The sequence below is a fragment of the Lysinibacillus parviboronicapiens genome (genome assembly GCF_003049605.2).
GTDB classification, from domain to species: Bacteria; Bacillota; Bacilli; order Bacillales_A; family Planococcaceae; genus Lysinibacillus; species Lysinibacillus parviboronicapiens.
In genome coordinates this window covers 3,907,497-3,923,033 of sequence record NZ_CP073713.1, presented here as the reverse complement: position 1 = coordinate 3,923,033, position 15,537 = coordinate 3,907,497, and the positions used below count along the sequence as shown (strand labels likewise).

Annotated in this window: 13 protein-coding genes; 10 read left to right on the top strand and 3 right to left on the bottom strand. The window is 37.8% G+C overall.

The annotated features are described in order from the left end of the window. Positions 1-37 precede the first annotated feature (37 nt). Positions 38-1,222, top strand: a complete 1,185-nt coding sequence (locus C9J31_RS19025; RefSeq protein ID WP_107949257.1) for an MFS transporter — start codon at positions 38-40, stop codon at positions 1,220-1,222. 600 nt (positions 1,223-1,822) lie between these two features. Continuing rightward, entirely contained in the window at positions 1,823-2,533 is a 711-nt protein-coding gene (locus tag C9J31_RS19020) for a Dph6-related ATP pyrophosphatase (RefSeq protein WP_107949255.1), read from the top strand. A gap of 378 nt (positions 2,534-2,911) precedes the next feature. On the opposite strand, the gene C9J31_RS19015 is transcribed toward C9J31_RS19020, so the two are convergent. Continuing rightward, positions 2,912-4,465 (bottom strand): bifunctional metallophosphatase/5'-nucleotidase, encoded by a 1,554-nt coding sequence (locus C9J31_RS19015; RefSeq protein WP_238602041.1) that lies wholly within the window; start codon positions 4,463-4,465, stop codon positions 2,912-2,914. A 191-nt stretch (positions 4,466-4,656) separates the two neighbouring features. Here C9J31_RS19015 and C9J31_RS19010 point away from each other — a divergent pair, with 191 nt between their 5' ends. From C9J31_RS19010 to C9J31_RS18990, 5 genes are all read left to right on the top strand, one after another. Then, complete coding sequence (locus C9J31_RS19010) at positions 4,657-5,745, top strand: phosphate/phosphite/phosphonate ABC transporter substrate-binding protein (protein ID WP_420798410.1); 1,089 nt, start codon at positions 4,657-4,659, stop codon at positions 5,743-5,745. A gap of 83 nt (positions 5,746-5,828) precedes the next feature. Next, positions 5,829-6,614 (top strand): phosphonate ABC transporter ATP-binding protein, encoded by a 786-nt coding sequence (gene phnC / locus C9J31_RS19005; RefSeq protein ID WP_107949251.1) that lies wholly within the window; start codon positions 5,829-5,831, stop codon positions 6,612-6,614. Continuing rightward, a complete protein-coding gene (gene phnE, locus C9J31_RS19000; protein WP_107949249.1) occupies positions 6,589-7,404 on the top strand; it encodes a phosphonate ABC transporter, permease protein PhnE in 816 nt (271 codons plus the stop codon). The genes phnC and phnE (C9J31_RS19000) overlap by 26 nt, the downstream gene beginning before the upstream one ends. Before the next feature lie 10 nt (positions 7,405-7,414). Then, on the top strand, positions 7,415-8,221 hold the full coding sequence (gene phnE, locus C9J31_RS18995; RefSeq protein WP_107949247.1) for a phosphonate ABC transporter, permease protein PhnE: 807 nt from the start codon (positions 7,415-7,417) through the stop codon (positions 8,219-8,221). Between the two features lie 67 nt (positions 8,222-8,288). Continuing rightward, entirely contained in the window at positions 8,289-9,851 is a 1,563-nt protein-coding gene (locus tag C9J31_RS18990; RefSeq protein WP_107949245.1) for a motility-associated ABC transporter substrate-binding family protein, read from the top strand. Positions 9,852-10,084: 233 nt separating this feature from the next. Here the strand turns inward: C9J31_RS18990 and C9J31_RS18985 are convergent, their stop codons facing one another. Next, positions 10,085-10,984, bottom strand: coding sequence for a 3-hydroxyacyl-CoA dehydrogenase (locus tag C9J31_RS18985; RefSeq protein ID WP_107949243.1), 900 nt, complete (start codon positions 10,982-10,984; stop codon positions 10,085-10,087). Between the two features lie 539 nt (positions 10,985-11,523). Between C9J31_RS18985 and C9J31_RS18980 the strand changes: the two genes are divergently transcribed. The 3 genes from C9J31_RS18980 to C9J31_RS18970 all read left to right on the top strand — a co-directional run bounded on the left by C9J31_RS18980 (position 11,524) and on the right by C9J31_RS18970 (position 14,495). Beyond that, positions 11,524-12,585 (top strand): S-layer homology domain-containing protein, encoded by a 1,062-nt coding sequence (locus tag C9J31_RS18980; protein ID WP_107949241.1) that lies wholly within the window; start codon positions 11,524-11,526, stop codon positions 12,583-12,585. A gap of 390 nt (positions 12,586-12,975) precedes the next feature. Then, on the top strand, positions 12,976-13,548 hold the full coding sequence (locus tag C9J31_RS18975) for a branched-chain amino acid aminotransferase (RefSeq protein WP_107949239.1): 573 nt from the start codon (positions 12,976-12,978) through the stop codon (positions 13,546-13,548). Continuing rightward, a complete protein-coding gene (locus C9J31_RS18970; RefSeq protein ID WP_107949238.1) occupies positions 13,545-14,495 on the top strand; it encodes a TRM11 family SAM-dependent methyltransferase in 951 nt (316 codons plus the stop codon). Before C9J31_RS18975 ends, C9J31_RS18970 begins: the two co-directional genes overlap by 4 nt. Before the next feature lie 93 nt (positions 14,496-14,588). Here C9J31_RS18970 and C9J31_RS18965 read toward each other — a convergent pair whose 3' ends face one another. Beyond that, positions 14,589-15,272, bottom strand: a complete 684-nt coding sequence (locus tag C9J31_RS18965; RefSeq protein ID WP_235616238.1) for a ZIP family metal transporter — start codon at positions 15,270-15,272, stop codon at positions 14,589-14,591. Positions 15,273-15,537: the final 265 nt, after the last annotated feature.

Genomic DNA, 15,537 nt, shown 5'->3' with positions numbered 1-15,537 from the left:
ACACATGTTAAAAAAAATCAAAGGAGATAGTAGTAGTATGTCACAATCAAAAAAGCCAAGTGCTAAATTAACTTTGCTAGCACTTGCAATAAGCGCATTTGGTATAGGGTCCACTGAATTTATCAGTGTTGGGCTTTTACCATTAATTACAGATGACTTTGGTATATCTTTAAGCACAGCTGGCTTAACAGTTTCTATATATGCACTCGGCGTCACTGTTGGGGCTCCATTATTAACAGCCTTAACATCTCGCCTCAGTCGAAAAACCGTTTTATTGCTCGTCATGGCCATTTTTATTGTTGGTAATTTAACTGCAGCTCTAGCACCTAATTTCTCTATTCTGTTAATAGGACGCATTATTTCAGCATTAGCACATGGTGTCTTTATGTCCATCGCTTCTGTCATAGCAGCCGATGTAGTTGAACCAAATAAACGAGCAAGTGCTATTGCCTTTATGTTTACAGGTTTAACATTAGCTACTGTAACAGGTGTGCCACTTGGTACATTTATTGGCCAAGTAATGGACTGGCGTATGTCGTTCATCTTTATTGTCATCATTGGGATCATCGGTTTACTTAGTAATGCTATGTTAGTACCTAGCCAATTATCGAAGGGCAATCCAATTTCTATACGTGATATCGGTAAAGTATTAGGCAATATCCGCATGTTATTAATACTTTTCATTACCGCAATTGGATACGGTGGTGCCTTTGTTGTCTACACTTATGTCTCACCTATTTTAGAGCAATATATGGGCTATTCACCACATGCTGTTGTCATTATTTTAGTTGTCTATGGTATTTGCGTTGCTATTGGTAATACACTAGGCGGCCATTTCGCGAATCAAAATCCGCTTCGTTCAATCTTTTTTATTTTTGTTGGGCTTGCTTTAGCATTACTTGGCATTGGCTTTACTCTCGAATCGCCAATTATCGGCTTAATCATGGTATTGATAATGGGGCTATTTATGTTCATGAATGTCCCTGGATTGCAACTATATGCGGTTATACTGTCTGAAAAGTATGTACCATCAGCTATTTCAATGGCCTCCGCATTGAATATTTCTGCTTTCAACATTGGTATATTTTTAGGATCCTATATTGGAGGCTTTATTATTCGCCATCAATCGTTAGCACATACACCTCTTTATGGATTCTTAATGGTTATGCTTGCAGCGCTTGTTACACTATTATGGCTACTTTTCGATAAAAGGAAAAAATAGTGAATGTTCTTAGTCTTTTAAAAGAAGTAGAGTTTGCAAAAGAAATAGATGATGTCTTAACTGACATGGCTTCCTTTTGTTATGTTTATATGTATAATCCATCCTTATGCCGTTTGGATTATCGACAATTTTCTGCTGGGTAGCGAAGTACGGCAAAATTTTATGCAATTTATACGATTGATCATGATATTTTATGTTCCGAAGAAGGGATAGGCAAATCCTTAGAGCAAGCATTAACAGTAGTATCGGCATTAAAAATTATATTAGCCGTATGCTTATTTGGCATAGAATAGTTAGAAGAAAACAGATGCCCTACAAATGATTGAAAAATTGTTGTTGGGTCTCTTTAAAATCACATGTCAAAACCCTCGTATATCAAGTTTTCTTATTTTAAGCAATTTCACGTGATTTCAATCAGATGTAGTGAAAGCGTAGCTCGTTCAACGAAAGTTTTTTGCAAAGTGATTCAATAATTTCCTATCTGAAAAGGCCAGTCGTGATAAAATCAAACAAAAAGAGTGATGAAATCTCATATAGGAAATATGAAATGGCTAACACGTAAACGTGAAAAAAGCCATGACAATAAAGGGGAAGATATGAATGGCAGAATTAATAGATTGGAAAAATAGTGCTCGCGGGCGTAAATTTATTGCTTCTTTTAGCGGAGGGAAGGATAGTGTTTTAGCGCTGTATAAAGCAGTGAGAGTTGGAGAAGCGATTGGACTGATTGTTATGCTGGAGGAACAGGGGAAAAGTTCGAGATCCCATGGAATGCCTCCGGAACTCATACATGCCCAAGCTAAATCGCTTGGATTGCCTGTCTATACTGCAGCGGCAAGTTGGGCAGATTATGAAAAAATATTTATGGGTCTTTTAGAAAATGCTAAAAATCAAGGAGCCGAAGTGTTAGTAACAGGAGACTTAGATATGCCTGCTCATGGCTGTTGGCATGATAAGGTTACGAAGAATGTTGGATTAAAGCTGGGGATGCCTTTATGGGAAATGAACCATCACGAAGCTGTCGAGGAGTTCATAAATCTAGGGTTTATCACCATCGTTGTAACTGTTAACTTATCATTGGGAATGAGAGAGGAAGATTTAGGGCGAACGTTAACTCATGAATACGTCAAGGAGCTGGTTGCCCGTGGTATTGACCCTTGCGGAGAGGGTGGAGAGTTCCATACGACAGTAATAGATGGACCAATTTTTAACTATCCGATCCCAGTCCGTAAAGGTGAGATCATTCAAGACGGAGAGTATGCTTTCTTGCCGTTAGAACTAGATCAGTTGGCGATTGCGGATAGCATATAATGTATTCATAAACGACTATAAACAACGTGAATAGAAAAATATGCATTTCTATATAAAGGTCTTTGTCATTGAATGTACAACTAGTGCAGTAACGGGATTTGTTTGCATAAGCTACGTTTAATGCAAAGTATAACACTTCCTAGTATACGTTTTGAATTACGCGGGATGCTGGCCGACGCATTCTATATGTTATAGGATTCGAAGTGGAGTTTAAATTAGCTAACATAAAAGGAGAGGAGACTTGCATTTAATCTCCTCTCCTTTTTTATCATTTTACTAGTGCTCTATTGCTTTTTAGGAAACTTTATAAAGCTCATTTTCCGTTTTGCACTTACATATTGAACTTGTTGAACGCTTATTTAGCAGGGAAATTTAATTTCAAAATAGTATTTTCCAATTTTGGTGGTGCGTTGCTTGAATGGTCGGATGCTCTTCAAAATAATGAGTAATGAGTTCGGTCATATCCGTTTGCACATCCTTTACAATGGGACATTGTGCAAAATAGGGGAAGTTCCCAGCACCAGTCGCTCGATAATTATTCATCACGACATCATAACAAGCTTGCACATGTAGTGGCTCACCTTGAAAAGTCACTGCTGTTACTCTTTCGCCAATGGGACGACGAATATCTAGGGTGTAGTTGATTCCTTCCCACATATCATAATTATAGGGTTGCGATTTGGGATAAAGAAAGCTTGTTGATATCGTCAATTCCCCATCCTTCAATGAAAAATAGCTGGCATTTTGTTCAAGAGCTTGGACAATATCTTGCCCCTTTACTCGTAACACTTTTAAGGTATTGGGAAAAATATAATTTGTCACAATATGCCTTCTCGTGACATCTTTTGGAAGGCCCCCAGGTCCATCGTGAAATAATGCTGTACATGAGATTGAGGTGTTGGTCACTACCATTTGTACATTTTGAATAAACTCGATATATGGATGTTTATAGACACGTACATGAAAGGCATCTTCAAACAACATGTTTCCTTCAATTGCCCCGAGAGGCTCATCTAACCAGTTTTCCGTCTGTTGATGAATGGCTTCCACCAGTGATGTTACTTGCGCACAAGCGGGTGTATCTTCTTTTACGTAATGTAAGGCTGCTTCATGGTGCATGTTGATGATTTGTCCATTCTCTCTATCGAGTTTAATGGTAATTGCAGCTAAGCAATTTCCTTTCGTGCCAGTCTGTACAACAGTTTTGTCGAAGGCTTTTGTAGCTATTTCTCGATGTTGATGGCCAGTGATGACAATATCGCAATCAAGTTCTTTACACATGAGATAACCTTGATTTTCTCCTGTATCAGGTTCTAGTAATTCCCCAGATGATAAGTCATGTGAAAATCCACCATGATAACATAGCACCACCACATCTACCTTTTCATGATGACGTATATGCGTAATCCACCTTTTTGCACTTTCAAAGGCATCATGAAAATCTAAGCCCTCTATATGACTTGCTTCCTCCCATATGGGGACAAAATGCGTTGTGATACCAATGATAGCAATGCGTATCCCGTCTAATTCTTTGACAATGTAAGGTTGCGTAAATGTTGTGCCATCTTGATGATAAATATTGCCACTTAACCAAGGGAATTGTGATTGTGTAACGGCTTTTTTTAAGAAAGGAAGCCCGTAATTAAATTCATGATTCCCAAATATTGCAACATCATAGTTTAAGAAATTGGCTACATCAATAATGGGATTTGGTTGATGTAAGTGATTGGCATGATAATAAGAAGCCAGCGGACTACCTTGTATTAAATCGCCATTATCAATTAACAGACTTGGTGTTTGTCCACGCAAAGCCTCTATAATGCTTGCTAATTTCCCTAACCCTAAAGGTTCTAATGTACGGCGATAGGTAGTAGGCATAAGGTAGCCATGGATGTCACTTGTTACAAGTAATTGCAGTTTTTTTGTCTCCATAAAATTGCTTGACCTCCAAATGGTTTGCATTGACTTAAGTATACGATGATTATGCAGCTAAAAAAGAAGTAATAAAAGAAATTTACAGTAAATTTACATATTTTAGAAAATAATATAAACCTTTCACATGTGTTTAACAATGCTTTGCTATATTTATGGAGCATTAAAAAAATCGGAGGGGGAGACACATTTTGAAAAAGTTTCTTATGTTCGCAACAACTTTTCTGCTTGCTGTAGTACTCGTAGCATGTGGAAATGAATCAACAGAAAATAAGGATGCAAGCGGAGCAACGAATGCTACAGATAGTCCAGATACAGAAGAGAATGCAGGTAACAAAAAGCTTGAAAAATTATCGATCGGATTTGTGCCATCCCGTGATCCACAAGAAATTATTACAGCAACAGAACCGTTAAAAGATTTATTGAAAACAGAGCTAGCAAGTTTAGGTTATGACGTTGCTAAAATCGATATTACAGTTGGGACAAATTACGAGGCAGTGGGCGAAGCATTATCTGCTGGAACAACGGATATTGGATTTATTCCAGGAGGTACATATGTCCTTTATGACGATGGAGCAGAAGTAATTTTAACAGCCACGCGTGCAGGATTAAACAATGATTCAGATAACCCTGCTGATTGGAATCAAAATGAACCAACAGAAGCAACAGCAGAGCAAGCCATTTCTTATCGTGGGATTTTAATTGCAGGTCCATCAGAAAAAGGTCAAGAACTTGCAGCGAAAGTAAATAAGGGTGAAGCATTAACATTTGAAGATTTAGATAGTGCAAACTGGAATGTTATGTCTTCTTCTTCACCAGCAGGCTATATTTACCCTGCATTATGGTTACAAGAAAACTATCAAAAAACGATTACTGATTTATCCAAAGTTGTGCAAGCAGATTCATATGGAACAGCCTTTGCTCGTTTAGCTGCTGGGCAAACAGATTTACTGGTTACGTTTGCCGATGCTCGTCGTGATTACGAGGAAGCTTGGATGACTGACTTTAATCGTAAAGCAGATATTTGGGCAGAAACAGATTTAATCGGTGTGATGCCTGCTATTTATAATGACACAATTAGTGTAAGTAAAAACTCAGAAATCATGGACGATGAGCTGAAAAAAGTATTACAACAAGCGTTTATTAATATTGGAAAGTCTGAAGAAGGCAAAGACGTTATCGCTGTGTATAGTCATGAGGGTTATCAAGCAGCCAACGATTCAGACTATGATAATGAGCGTAAAGCACAAGAAATTGTACAACAATTAGGTTCGAAATAAACGAAATAATAATCAATCGAATAACAAGTGAAATGAGAACGTTCTAGCAATGTTCTCATTTTTTCTAAGAATGGAGTAAGGACATGATTGCATTTAAACAAGTTCAAAAACAATATCCTAATGGCTATTCAGCATTGAAAAATATAAACTTGCAAATTCAACAAGGCGAATATGTCGCAATTATTGGGCTTTCAGGGGCAGGGAAATCAACGCTATTACGCTGTATTAATCGCATGCATGAAATTACGGGGGGAACATTATTGGTTGATGAGGTGGACATTAATACGTTGAAGGGAAAAAGCGTACGTCAATTTCGACGTAATATTGGCATGATCTTTCAATCTTTTAATCTAGTCACACGGATTTCGGTCATCAAAAATGTACTCGTGTCTTTCGTTCCAGAAATGCCCTTTTGGAGAAAACTGTTGGGGATTTTCACAGAACAGCAGAAGAAGCAGGCTTTGATGGCATTAGATCGCGTAGGAATTTTAGATAAAGCCTATGTCCGTGTAGATCAACTGTCAGGTGGGCAGCAACAACGTGTGGCACTGGCACGTACGCTAGCACAAAATCCCAAAATCATATTAGCAGATGAACCAGTAGCTTCACTAGACCCAGTAACAGCCCATCAAGTAATGGACGATTTCCGCCGAATCAATAAAGAGCTCAACATGACCGTTATTATGAACATTCATCATGTGGAATTAGCGCTCGAATATGCTAATCGCGTTATTGGCATTCGCGCTGGCGAAATCGTATATGATGGAGCGGCAAAGGATGTCACAGAGGCAGTACTTCGGCAAATTTATAATGGTCAGGTTGAAGAAGGGAGTAGCGTAGTAGATGTTCGACAAGCTGTTACCAACTAAAAAAATCATACTCCCAAATGGAAAAGAAGTGACCGAAAAGCGTGCTCTTACGCCTTTCGTTGTGGTAGCGATTCTTGTACTTACTTATATGTCCGCTGTAATTACAGGCTTTAATGTTGAAACGATTATAAAACGAATCGAACAATTTTTTGTGATTTTACAACAGATGGTTCCTCCGACTTGGGCGTATTTCCCTCACATTTGGCAACCATTACTAGATACGATTAAAATGTCGCTTTTGGGCTCTTTAATGGGTGTGCTATGTGCATTACCTTTAGCCATTCTTGCAGCAAGTAATATAACGAAGTGGAAGTGGTTGTCAGCAACAATGAAGTTTTTTCTTAGTTTACTGCGTACACTACCGACTTTAATTGTCGCATTAGTTGCTACTTTCGTTTTTGGATTAGGGACGGTTGCCGGTACCGTGGCCATTTTCTTATTTACAGTCGCCTATGTCGGAAAATTATTATATGAGCAAATCGAAAATGCCAATATGGATGCTTATGAGGCAATGAATTCAATGGGCTTAACAACTATCCAGTCATTTCGTTATGCAATTTTCCCACAAATTCTGCCTAATTATTTATCGACGTCTTTATTTTGCTTCGAAGGAAACGTACGGTATGCCTCTATTTTAGGGTATGTCGGAGCAGGTGGAATCGGGCTATTGTTAAATGAGAGTTTAGGTTGGAGAAATTATGCGAACGTCGGCATGATTTTACTCTTACTGGTCATCACGGTCTTTATAATTGAAACAATTAGTGAACATCATCGAAAGAAATTAATGTAGGAGATTACGCATGAATGTCATTGAAAAACAATATGAACTAGAACCGAATCGCCGTGTCACCCAATTAGTGACCATCTTCATTTTATGCCTTCTTTTTGGTTGGTCTTTATCGGCCATTGAATTGGAGCAACTGACAACAAATGGCTTTACAATTGCTAAAAATATTTTAGTCGGTATGGTTCAACCAGATTTGTCCTTATTAGTGAATGTTACGACAAGCGGTGTGCCCTATTTATTAATCGAAACGATGGCAATTGCATTTTTAGGAACAGTCGTTGGTTCGATCTTAGCCATTCCACTTGCGTTTTTATCCGCTTCTAATATTGTGCCAAAGCCGATTGCACATGTTGTTCGTTTTTTATTAATTTTGATTCGAACAATCCCAGCAATTGTGTATGGCTTAATGTTTATTCGTGTTACGGGACCAGGACCATTTGCGGGTGTTCTTACAATGTCACTCGTCAGTATTGGGATGTTATCGAAATTATATGTAGACGTCATTGAAGATTTAGATATATCGATTCTGGAATCAATGGAATCAATCGGTTGCACAACTTTAGAAAAAATTCGATTTGGTATATTGCCACAGCTTTTGGCATCATTTTTATCGATTGTGATTTATCGTTTTGATATGAATTTACGAGATGCAACCGTGCTTGGTTTAGTGGGAGCTGGAGGTATAGGTGCGCCATTAATCTTTGCGATGAATGCCTATCGATGGTCAGAGGTTGGTTCGATTTTAATAGGTCTAATCTTGCTTATTTTAATCGTTGAATATATGTCCAACAAAATTCGCGCAAAATTAGTTAGGGGGTAATAACTAGGTTTCGATGAATAGTTGGAAACGGGCTAGAAGTTTATTAAAAAATGGAGGATGATTTATCATGAGGAAGAAATCTAAATTTGTGTTTTCAGCACTATTGAGTACAGTGATGTTTAGTTCAATATTTGTTAATACAAGCTCGGCAGAAAATGCACAAGATCCAGCTCCTATTATTACGCCTGTGCACGCGAATGGTTATTCTGTATTATTTGATAATAGTCATGGACAAACAGCTGGTCAAGCTGATTGGGTAATTGATGGCGCTTTTTCTGATTTTGCTGATGGATTAACTGCAGAAGGATATACAGTAGAAGAATTCCGTAGTGATGCGCCATTAACTTTAAATGATTTGATCAATTATGATGTCTTTGTCATTCCAGAGGCCCAAATTCCATTTACCACTTCTGAACAAGAAGCAATTGCTACATTTGCGGAATTAGGCGGTGGTGTGTTCTTTATCGCAGATCATTATAATGCTGACCGAAATTTAAATCGTTGGGACTCCAATGAAATTATGAATGGCTGGCGTCGTGGTGCTTATCAAAATCCAACATTAGGCATGTCTTCAGCCGAAGCAAATGCCTTAAATGGCGTTGAAAGCTCTACATGGTTAAGCGATGAATTTGGGGTAGAGTTCCGTTACAATGCAATCGATAATACGGTGGCAAATCAAGTGGTTTCTACAAGTGAGTCATTCGGAATTACAGCAGGTGTATCAGAAGTTTCCATTCATGCAGGTTCTACACTGGCAATTACCAATCCTCATCTGGCGAAAGGGATTGTCTATTTACCAAATGGTTTAACAGCATCGGCCAATAAATGGTCGAATTCAGTGGATCAAGGTGTCTATGCTGGCGGTGGTGTAGCAGAAGGACCATATGTTGCAATTGGTAAAAAGGAATTAGGAAAAACAGCATTTATTGGGGATTCTTCACCGGTTGAAGATGCCACACCTAAATATCGCAATGAAGAAACTGGAAATGTAAAAAGAACATACGATGGCTTTATAGCACACGATAATGGCGAATTATTAATTAATATTATTGACTGGCTAGTACAAGATGAAAGTTATACAACATTTGCACAAACATCGATTACATTGGATAGTGTAACGCCTAGATTGTCATTAGAGAATCCTCAAACTTCAAGTGAAATTTTAGGTGAACCTTGGCGCCAGCCTAATGCAGGCTATTTATGGTATGATCGTTCAACATTTGCAGATGGATCCTATGGTTCAGATGTAGAGCCTTTACCTACATTAAGTTATGCTGTAGCGGTTCCTGCTGTATTGCCTAATAATGGTGATACATTTAATGCCACAGTTACTGTTGGTGGGTTAACACCATTAACTTCTGCTAATGGCTATCGCATTCAAGTTTATCTACCGGGCGGAACATCGATTTCTCAAGTGCAAAATTCAGATGGGACTTGGCCGACAAGCTATGGCTACTTTGATATTGGTACTTTAACGGCTAATAGCCAGGGCATTGCTCAAAAAATAATCACTATGCGCTTAAACCCATCAACATCTGTTACGGAAGGTACTATTCGTTTAAAGAATAGTAAGGGAGATAATGTCGTAACAAAAGCAGTCTCTATTGGAGCAGGTTCAAGTGTTGAGTAACTGAACGGCACCCAAAATATTGGACGTTAAAATCTAATAAAGTCGGTGCAGTTAGGAAAGTACACATCAGCTTGCAAAAAGATTACAGCTTGACCATCGATACACAATCGAGAAAGTAAAATGTATGCCTTTATTTGATTGAGTAAAGCCAAAAAACCCTGTTGATTCATCATTTAGAATCAACAGGGTTTTGAGCTATTCGCACATGTAACGCTTATTGGTGCCTAACGCGATTAGCCTTTCAGGAAATCAGGTTTTGCAAAGTTTGGGTTCGGATATTTGTAGAAGCCTTCGCCCGTTGCTCGTCCTAATTTTCCTTTGTCGATATACTCTGTTTTTAAGAGGTTGGCTAATTTGTTCATGTTGTCATCGCCAGTAGCGGCAGCTTTAGCTTGGACAATATTAAATGCCGTGTTAATGCCTACAAGGTCTAAAATAGCGAATGGGCCAAGTGGCGCACCAGTACCAATCATCCAAGTTTTGTCGATTGTTTCTGGGTCAGCTACTTCTTTTACTAATAGCATTTCAGCTGCATCTAGGAAAGGTACTAGTAATGAATTTAAAATATAGCCTGGTTGTTCTTTATATAATGGTAGTGGCACCATGCCGATTGCTCTAGCGAAGGCTACAACTTCATCAAATACGTTCATATCTGTACCTGGGTGCTTCATGATTTCAGCTGTGTTGTTTTTCCAAATTGTATTGGCGAAATGGAGCGCTAAAAACTTTTCAGGTCGTCCAGTTGCATCTGCAAATTGACTTGGCAATAATGTTGATGAGTTCGTTGCAAAAATAGTTTTTTGTGGTGCTACTTTGCCAAGATTTGTGTAAAATTCTGTTTTGATTTTTACGACTTCAGGAATTGCTTCGATCACAAGATCGGCATCCGCAACAGCTTCTGCTAAGTTGCTATTAAAAGTCAGACGAGCATAGGCAGCATCTACTTCTTCTTGTGTCGCGCCTAAATCTTGTTGATACAATGGTTTTAAAGTTGAAATACGGTCTTGTGCATTTTTTAACGCATCATCATTTATATCATAAACAGTCACATTAAACCCTTTAAAAGCTGATTGATAGGCAATTTGACTTCCTAGAACGCCACTTCCTGCAACCGTAATATTTTGATAATTCATCTTAAATCCTCCTCTGATATTGTTACATTAGTATAATAGTTTGTGTGTGCAATAATTTCCTTAATACAACTCCATACTACTGCTTCTCTCAAATAAAAATCAAATGAAAGCCTTTATTATTATAATGATATAAAAACATGCGGCCGAGCCACTTAAAATACACTTTTCAAGTATGTGCTTACTAGTGCCAAAAATACCTTGGGTTCGGGAATGTTCAAGACTACAAAGTATTGATAGAGTACTTGATGACTTCATCATTAAATGTACAATCAGGGCTTATATGCTCAGTAGCTGGATTCCTTAGACATGGTACAGCTATAGACAAAAAAGGGAAAGCTATTAAATATCGTTTTTTTTTCTTGCGTTTACTTACCTAGTTGAACATAGTGCTTTATAAATAGCTTCCGCTAACGCAGATGAATAATTTGGAAGTGAAAAAATAGGTCTTTTAGATATTTTTGCAGTACTTACATATTTTTATAGATTTTCTAACTGTTGTTTTAGTACACTAAAATTATGAAAAGAGAGGGGCAAGAAAAATGAAAAAAACGATGTTAGCAGGAGCACTTAGTATTGCATGTTTAACAGGAGGATTCGGACTGCAAGCACAAGCACAGGAGCATGTAGACGTTTCAAGCATTGTGAATAAACAACTGTTCGTGGCATCAACAAACACTAGCCAGGTACAATCGATGTCCTATCAAGACATCTATAAAATGTTTTTACTTTCTAAACTATTCTCAGATGATCAACTGACACTCGTATCCACTAGTAATAGTATTACTGTAAAATTGTCATTAGTAGCAATGATGAAAAGTTATGAGGATGGGACAAACCTATATCCAGAGGGAGAAAAGGCATTTAAAGAGAACTTTGAAGAATATAAGAAAATTTTTGGCGATTCCATTCAAATGAAGCTTACGCAATCGGGGAATTCCTTTAAAGCTGAAATTTACACAGCAGGAAAATGGGAAGCTGTAAGCGGAGAAGATATAAATGATTTAATTATGGTCTTTAATCGTGCAGATTTTGAGTTAAAGCCAGGTGGATATTTCACAGATACATTGGGACATTGGGCTGAAAGTTATATCCAATTACTTTATCAAGCGGGGATTGTGAGCGGCACTACTGATACAACATTCAATCCAAATGGACAAGTAACGCGCGGTCAATTAGCAGCTATGATTTTCCGTGCATCTGGCCTAGACGTAAATGAAGATTATGAAGGACCTGCAACATATCAAGATATGCAGGATTTTTGGGGTGCGAAAGAAGTAGCAATTTTACAAGAGTATGGCTTAATCGATATTTTTGATGGCAATAATTTTGAGCCAAATAAACCAGCTACACGTGAGGAAATGGCCTATGTAACGGCAAGCTACTTGGAAGGAATGGACTTTGATGTAGCGAAAGCTAGCAAAACTAATACATTTACTGATAAGGATCAAATGCGTATGGAAACAGTTGAATCGATCGGATTATTACAGCAATTAGGAATTATTGATGGTGCGAATGGTAAATTTAATCCTAAAGGCAACCTGACACGTGCGCAGTTTTCTAAAATATTATCGTTGACGTTGATGACGATTAACGAAGAGTAAATAGCAAGGCTAGATTTTCAAGCTCGTTTAAACAAGTAAGGTGATGTGATGGGGGGATACTACGCCATCCTATCACCTTTTTTTGTTATCTAGGGTTACTTACAAGAATATAAACTGTCTGCAACATTTTTATTAAGGAAATCTCTTTTACTACTTGAAAGGAAAGTTAAAAAGAATGTTAGCTAATCGTAATGCCGGATATTTGTCATATTGTCATGCAAACTAAGTTATACTGGTGGTTACGATGAATTTATCTTTATATCAGCAAATTTTAAAGGTGCTGACTGTGTAGCTACCAATATGAAAAATTTACACCTTAAAAGATGGTGAAACGTAATTTGGCCTGAATGAAGATAAATACCTTTGGCGTAATTGATTGGAGCTGACGAATTGTTAAAAAAACAAATGGAATTATTATTGAATGGGCAAGTAAACCTTGCGCTATTAGATGTGGAAAAGGCGTATGTAGAAAAACATGCATTGCTACATGAAGGAGCAATACAACATAAAACTTCTTTACATTTTAATGTCATTGAACGATGTGACAAGTTAAATGAAGAGTTGTTAGCTGAAGAAACAGAGACGTTCTTGGCAATGCCTGTACAATATTTACAGGAACATGCTCATGAATTTATGTATGTGGAATCTGATCGTTTTGAAGTCATTCGGGTGGATTCCTTTGCGCTGGAATATGATGAGGCATTTGCTGTCTATAGTGTGCTATTTGGGCTGCGATTGCAAAAGAAACAAGGTGAGTTTTTACATACCTATTTAACAACACATTTACAACATGAGAATATAACGTATAGTATGGCATTTTCTGGGCAGGATGGACTTTGGGAAGTGAATCTTGCGTTGAATGCTCTTGAAGGATTTAGTGAGCAACAATCGTTTGGTGAAGTATTCGTACTGTTATATCGCTTTGTTTTTGAGCTGCTTGTGGAACTTGAGGAGACACTATGAACACGCAAACAATTACTTCTTATCTTTATACGTATGCGTGGCAAACGAATGAGCAGGAGCTCTGTCATTTAGAAATGCGTGCAATGTTTGGCTTTGATGTAGCATCGAATATACTACTAGCATCCAAAAAAATTGAGCCAAGTAGAAGTCCATTCATTCGAAGTCGTTTAGATGTGTTATACGAAGCAGAAAAGGTTAAGGATATTGCGCTGTTTGCACAGCAACTTGTATTAGGCGCCGGTACATTTAAAGTAGTCTGTTTAAATAAATTTGACCTTGGGGATATTCAAAAAATTCAGCAGCATGAACGTCATCAGGTAGAGCGAGAGATTGGTTTATGTATACAGGCAGAAGCAGATTTGGTTAAGCCTGATATTGTCTTTGGTCTTGTTTGGCATAACAATCGTTGGTATTTTGGAAATTATGTGGAGGGGGAGGCAATTTGGCTTAAGCATCAGCAAAAGCCTGAAATGTATTCGACAGCTCTTAGCACACGTGTAGCACGAGCAGTCGCGAATATTGCCATTCCGAATCCCTTAGGTATACGAGCAATTGATCCGTGCTGTGGCATCGGTACAGTTTTAGTTGAAGCACTTTCGATGAATATGGATATCGTTGGACGTGACATTAATCCACTTGTCGCTAAGGGCTCACGCACTAATATTGCTCACTTTGGTTTACAGGGAGAGGTATTAATGGGCGATATCGCACAAATAACGGGAAGCTATGATGTAGCGATTATTGATTTGCCTTACAATTTATTTACTCATATTTCAGTGGATTCACAGTTTACGATTATTAAATCAGCACGTCGGATTGCTAAAAGAGTCGTACTAGTGACCATCGAAACAATAGATAATATGGTAAATGAGGCAGGGTTTGAAATTATTGATCGTTGTGTCGTCAAGAAAGGTACTTTTGAGAGACAAGTATTAGTATGTGAATAGAACCTTCCGGAGCAAAAAATCCAACAGAGTCATGTTTGACATTGTTGGATTTTTTATTGACGTCATCGATTTGTAATTATTAGTTACTCACGTTTACACCATTAAATGGAATGCATAACTCAAAAAATAGCCTAATAATAGATAGGTCAAAAATACCCTTATCGATACGGAGCGAATATGGTGCAAGATAAATTCAGATATACTAGTTGTAGCAATCAAGCCGATGGAGACCCCCATTAGTATACCTTGCATCTTGATGGTCAAATTTGTGTATTGACCAATCCAAATAAAAATACTAAAGAATATTGAAAAACCTAAAAAATAGAGTAACAGTCTCCATAGTTTTTCACCTTGAGAAAGAAGTGCCGTACTAACAGCAAAACCCTCTGGAAGGTGATGGAGAATGATTGAGGCTGTAATGGTAATGCCAAGTGCCGAATTCCCTAGTAAATTACCTACTGTAAGACTGATTGGAATTGTATGGATGATCATAGCGAATGCAAGTAAATATACGGAGGGATTTTGTGAATGAGCAGGGTGAAATAAACTACTAAGAACTTTAAACATGAGATAGCCGATGATTATGCCTAGAATTATGCCAAAAGACTTGTACATGTGAACAGAAGTTGGAATAATATCTAACACGAGCAAGCCTACTAAAAATCCACCACATAATAGTGATAAACCTTCAGTCGTATGTTGAAATAGCTTTGAAAAAATCCAAGCAATAGCCCCGCCTATACTGACACTGAAAAAGAGAAAACCACCAAGTATCATTGCACTCAACTACAGTATTCCTCCACCCATCATAATCTTTAAGCTGTTTTACCAAATATATGCAAACTAGAACTTTATATGATAGTTCCTGCAGTGTCTAAAAATAAAATAACCCTCAGTACGATATGTCTGTAGTTGAAAATTGACTATCTAACCGTTTAGAAAGGAATTGATAAAGGGTAGAAAGTAGATAACTTGAATAATTGGAGGTGTCTGAATGATTGCTGAATACAACGACTTATACACGGAGATAATGTTGAACAAT

Coding starts and splice junctions, on each gene's coding strand:
- C9J31_RS19025 (WP_107949257.1), top strand. CDS start 38: ATGTCACAATCAAAAAAGCCAAGTGCTAAATTAACTTTGCTAGCACTT.
- C9J31_RS19020 (WP_107949255.1), top strand. CDS start 1,823: ATGGCAGAATTAATAGATTGGAAAAATAGTGCTCGCGGGCGTAAATTT.
- C9J31_RS19015 (WP_238602041.1), bottom strand. CDS start 4,465: ATGGAGACAAAAAAACTGCAATTACTTGTAACAAGTGACATCCATGGC.
- phnC (WP_107949251.1), top strand. CDS start 5,829: ATGATTGCATTTAAACAAGTTCAAAAACAATATCCTAATGGCTATTCA.
- phnE (WP_107949249.1), top strand. CDS start 6,589: ATGTTCGACAAGCTGTTACCAACTAAAAAAATCATACTCCCAAATGGA.
- phnE (WP_107949247.1), top strand. CDS start 7,415: ATGAATGTCATTGAAAAACAATATGAACTAGAACCGAATCGCCGTGTC.
- C9J31_RS18990 (WP_107949245.1), top strand. CDS start 8,289: ATGAGGAAGAAATCTAAATTTGTGTTTTCAGCACTATTGAGTACAGTG.
- C9J31_RS18985 (WP_107949243.1), bottom strand. CDS start 10,984: ATGAATTATCAAAATATTACGGTTGCAGGAAGTGGCGTTCTAGGAAGT.
- C9J31_RS18980 (WP_107949241.1), top strand. CDS start 11,524: ATGAAAAAAACGATGTTAGCAGGAGCACTTAGTATTGCATGTTTAACA.
- C9J31_RS18970 (WP_107949238.1), top strand. CDS start 13,545: ATGAACACGCAAACAATTACTTCTTATCTTTATACGTATGCGTGGCAA.
- C9J31_RS18965 (WP_235616238.1), bottom strand. CDS start 15,272: ATGATACTTGGTGGTTTTCTCTTTTTCAGTGTCAGTATAGGCGGGGCT.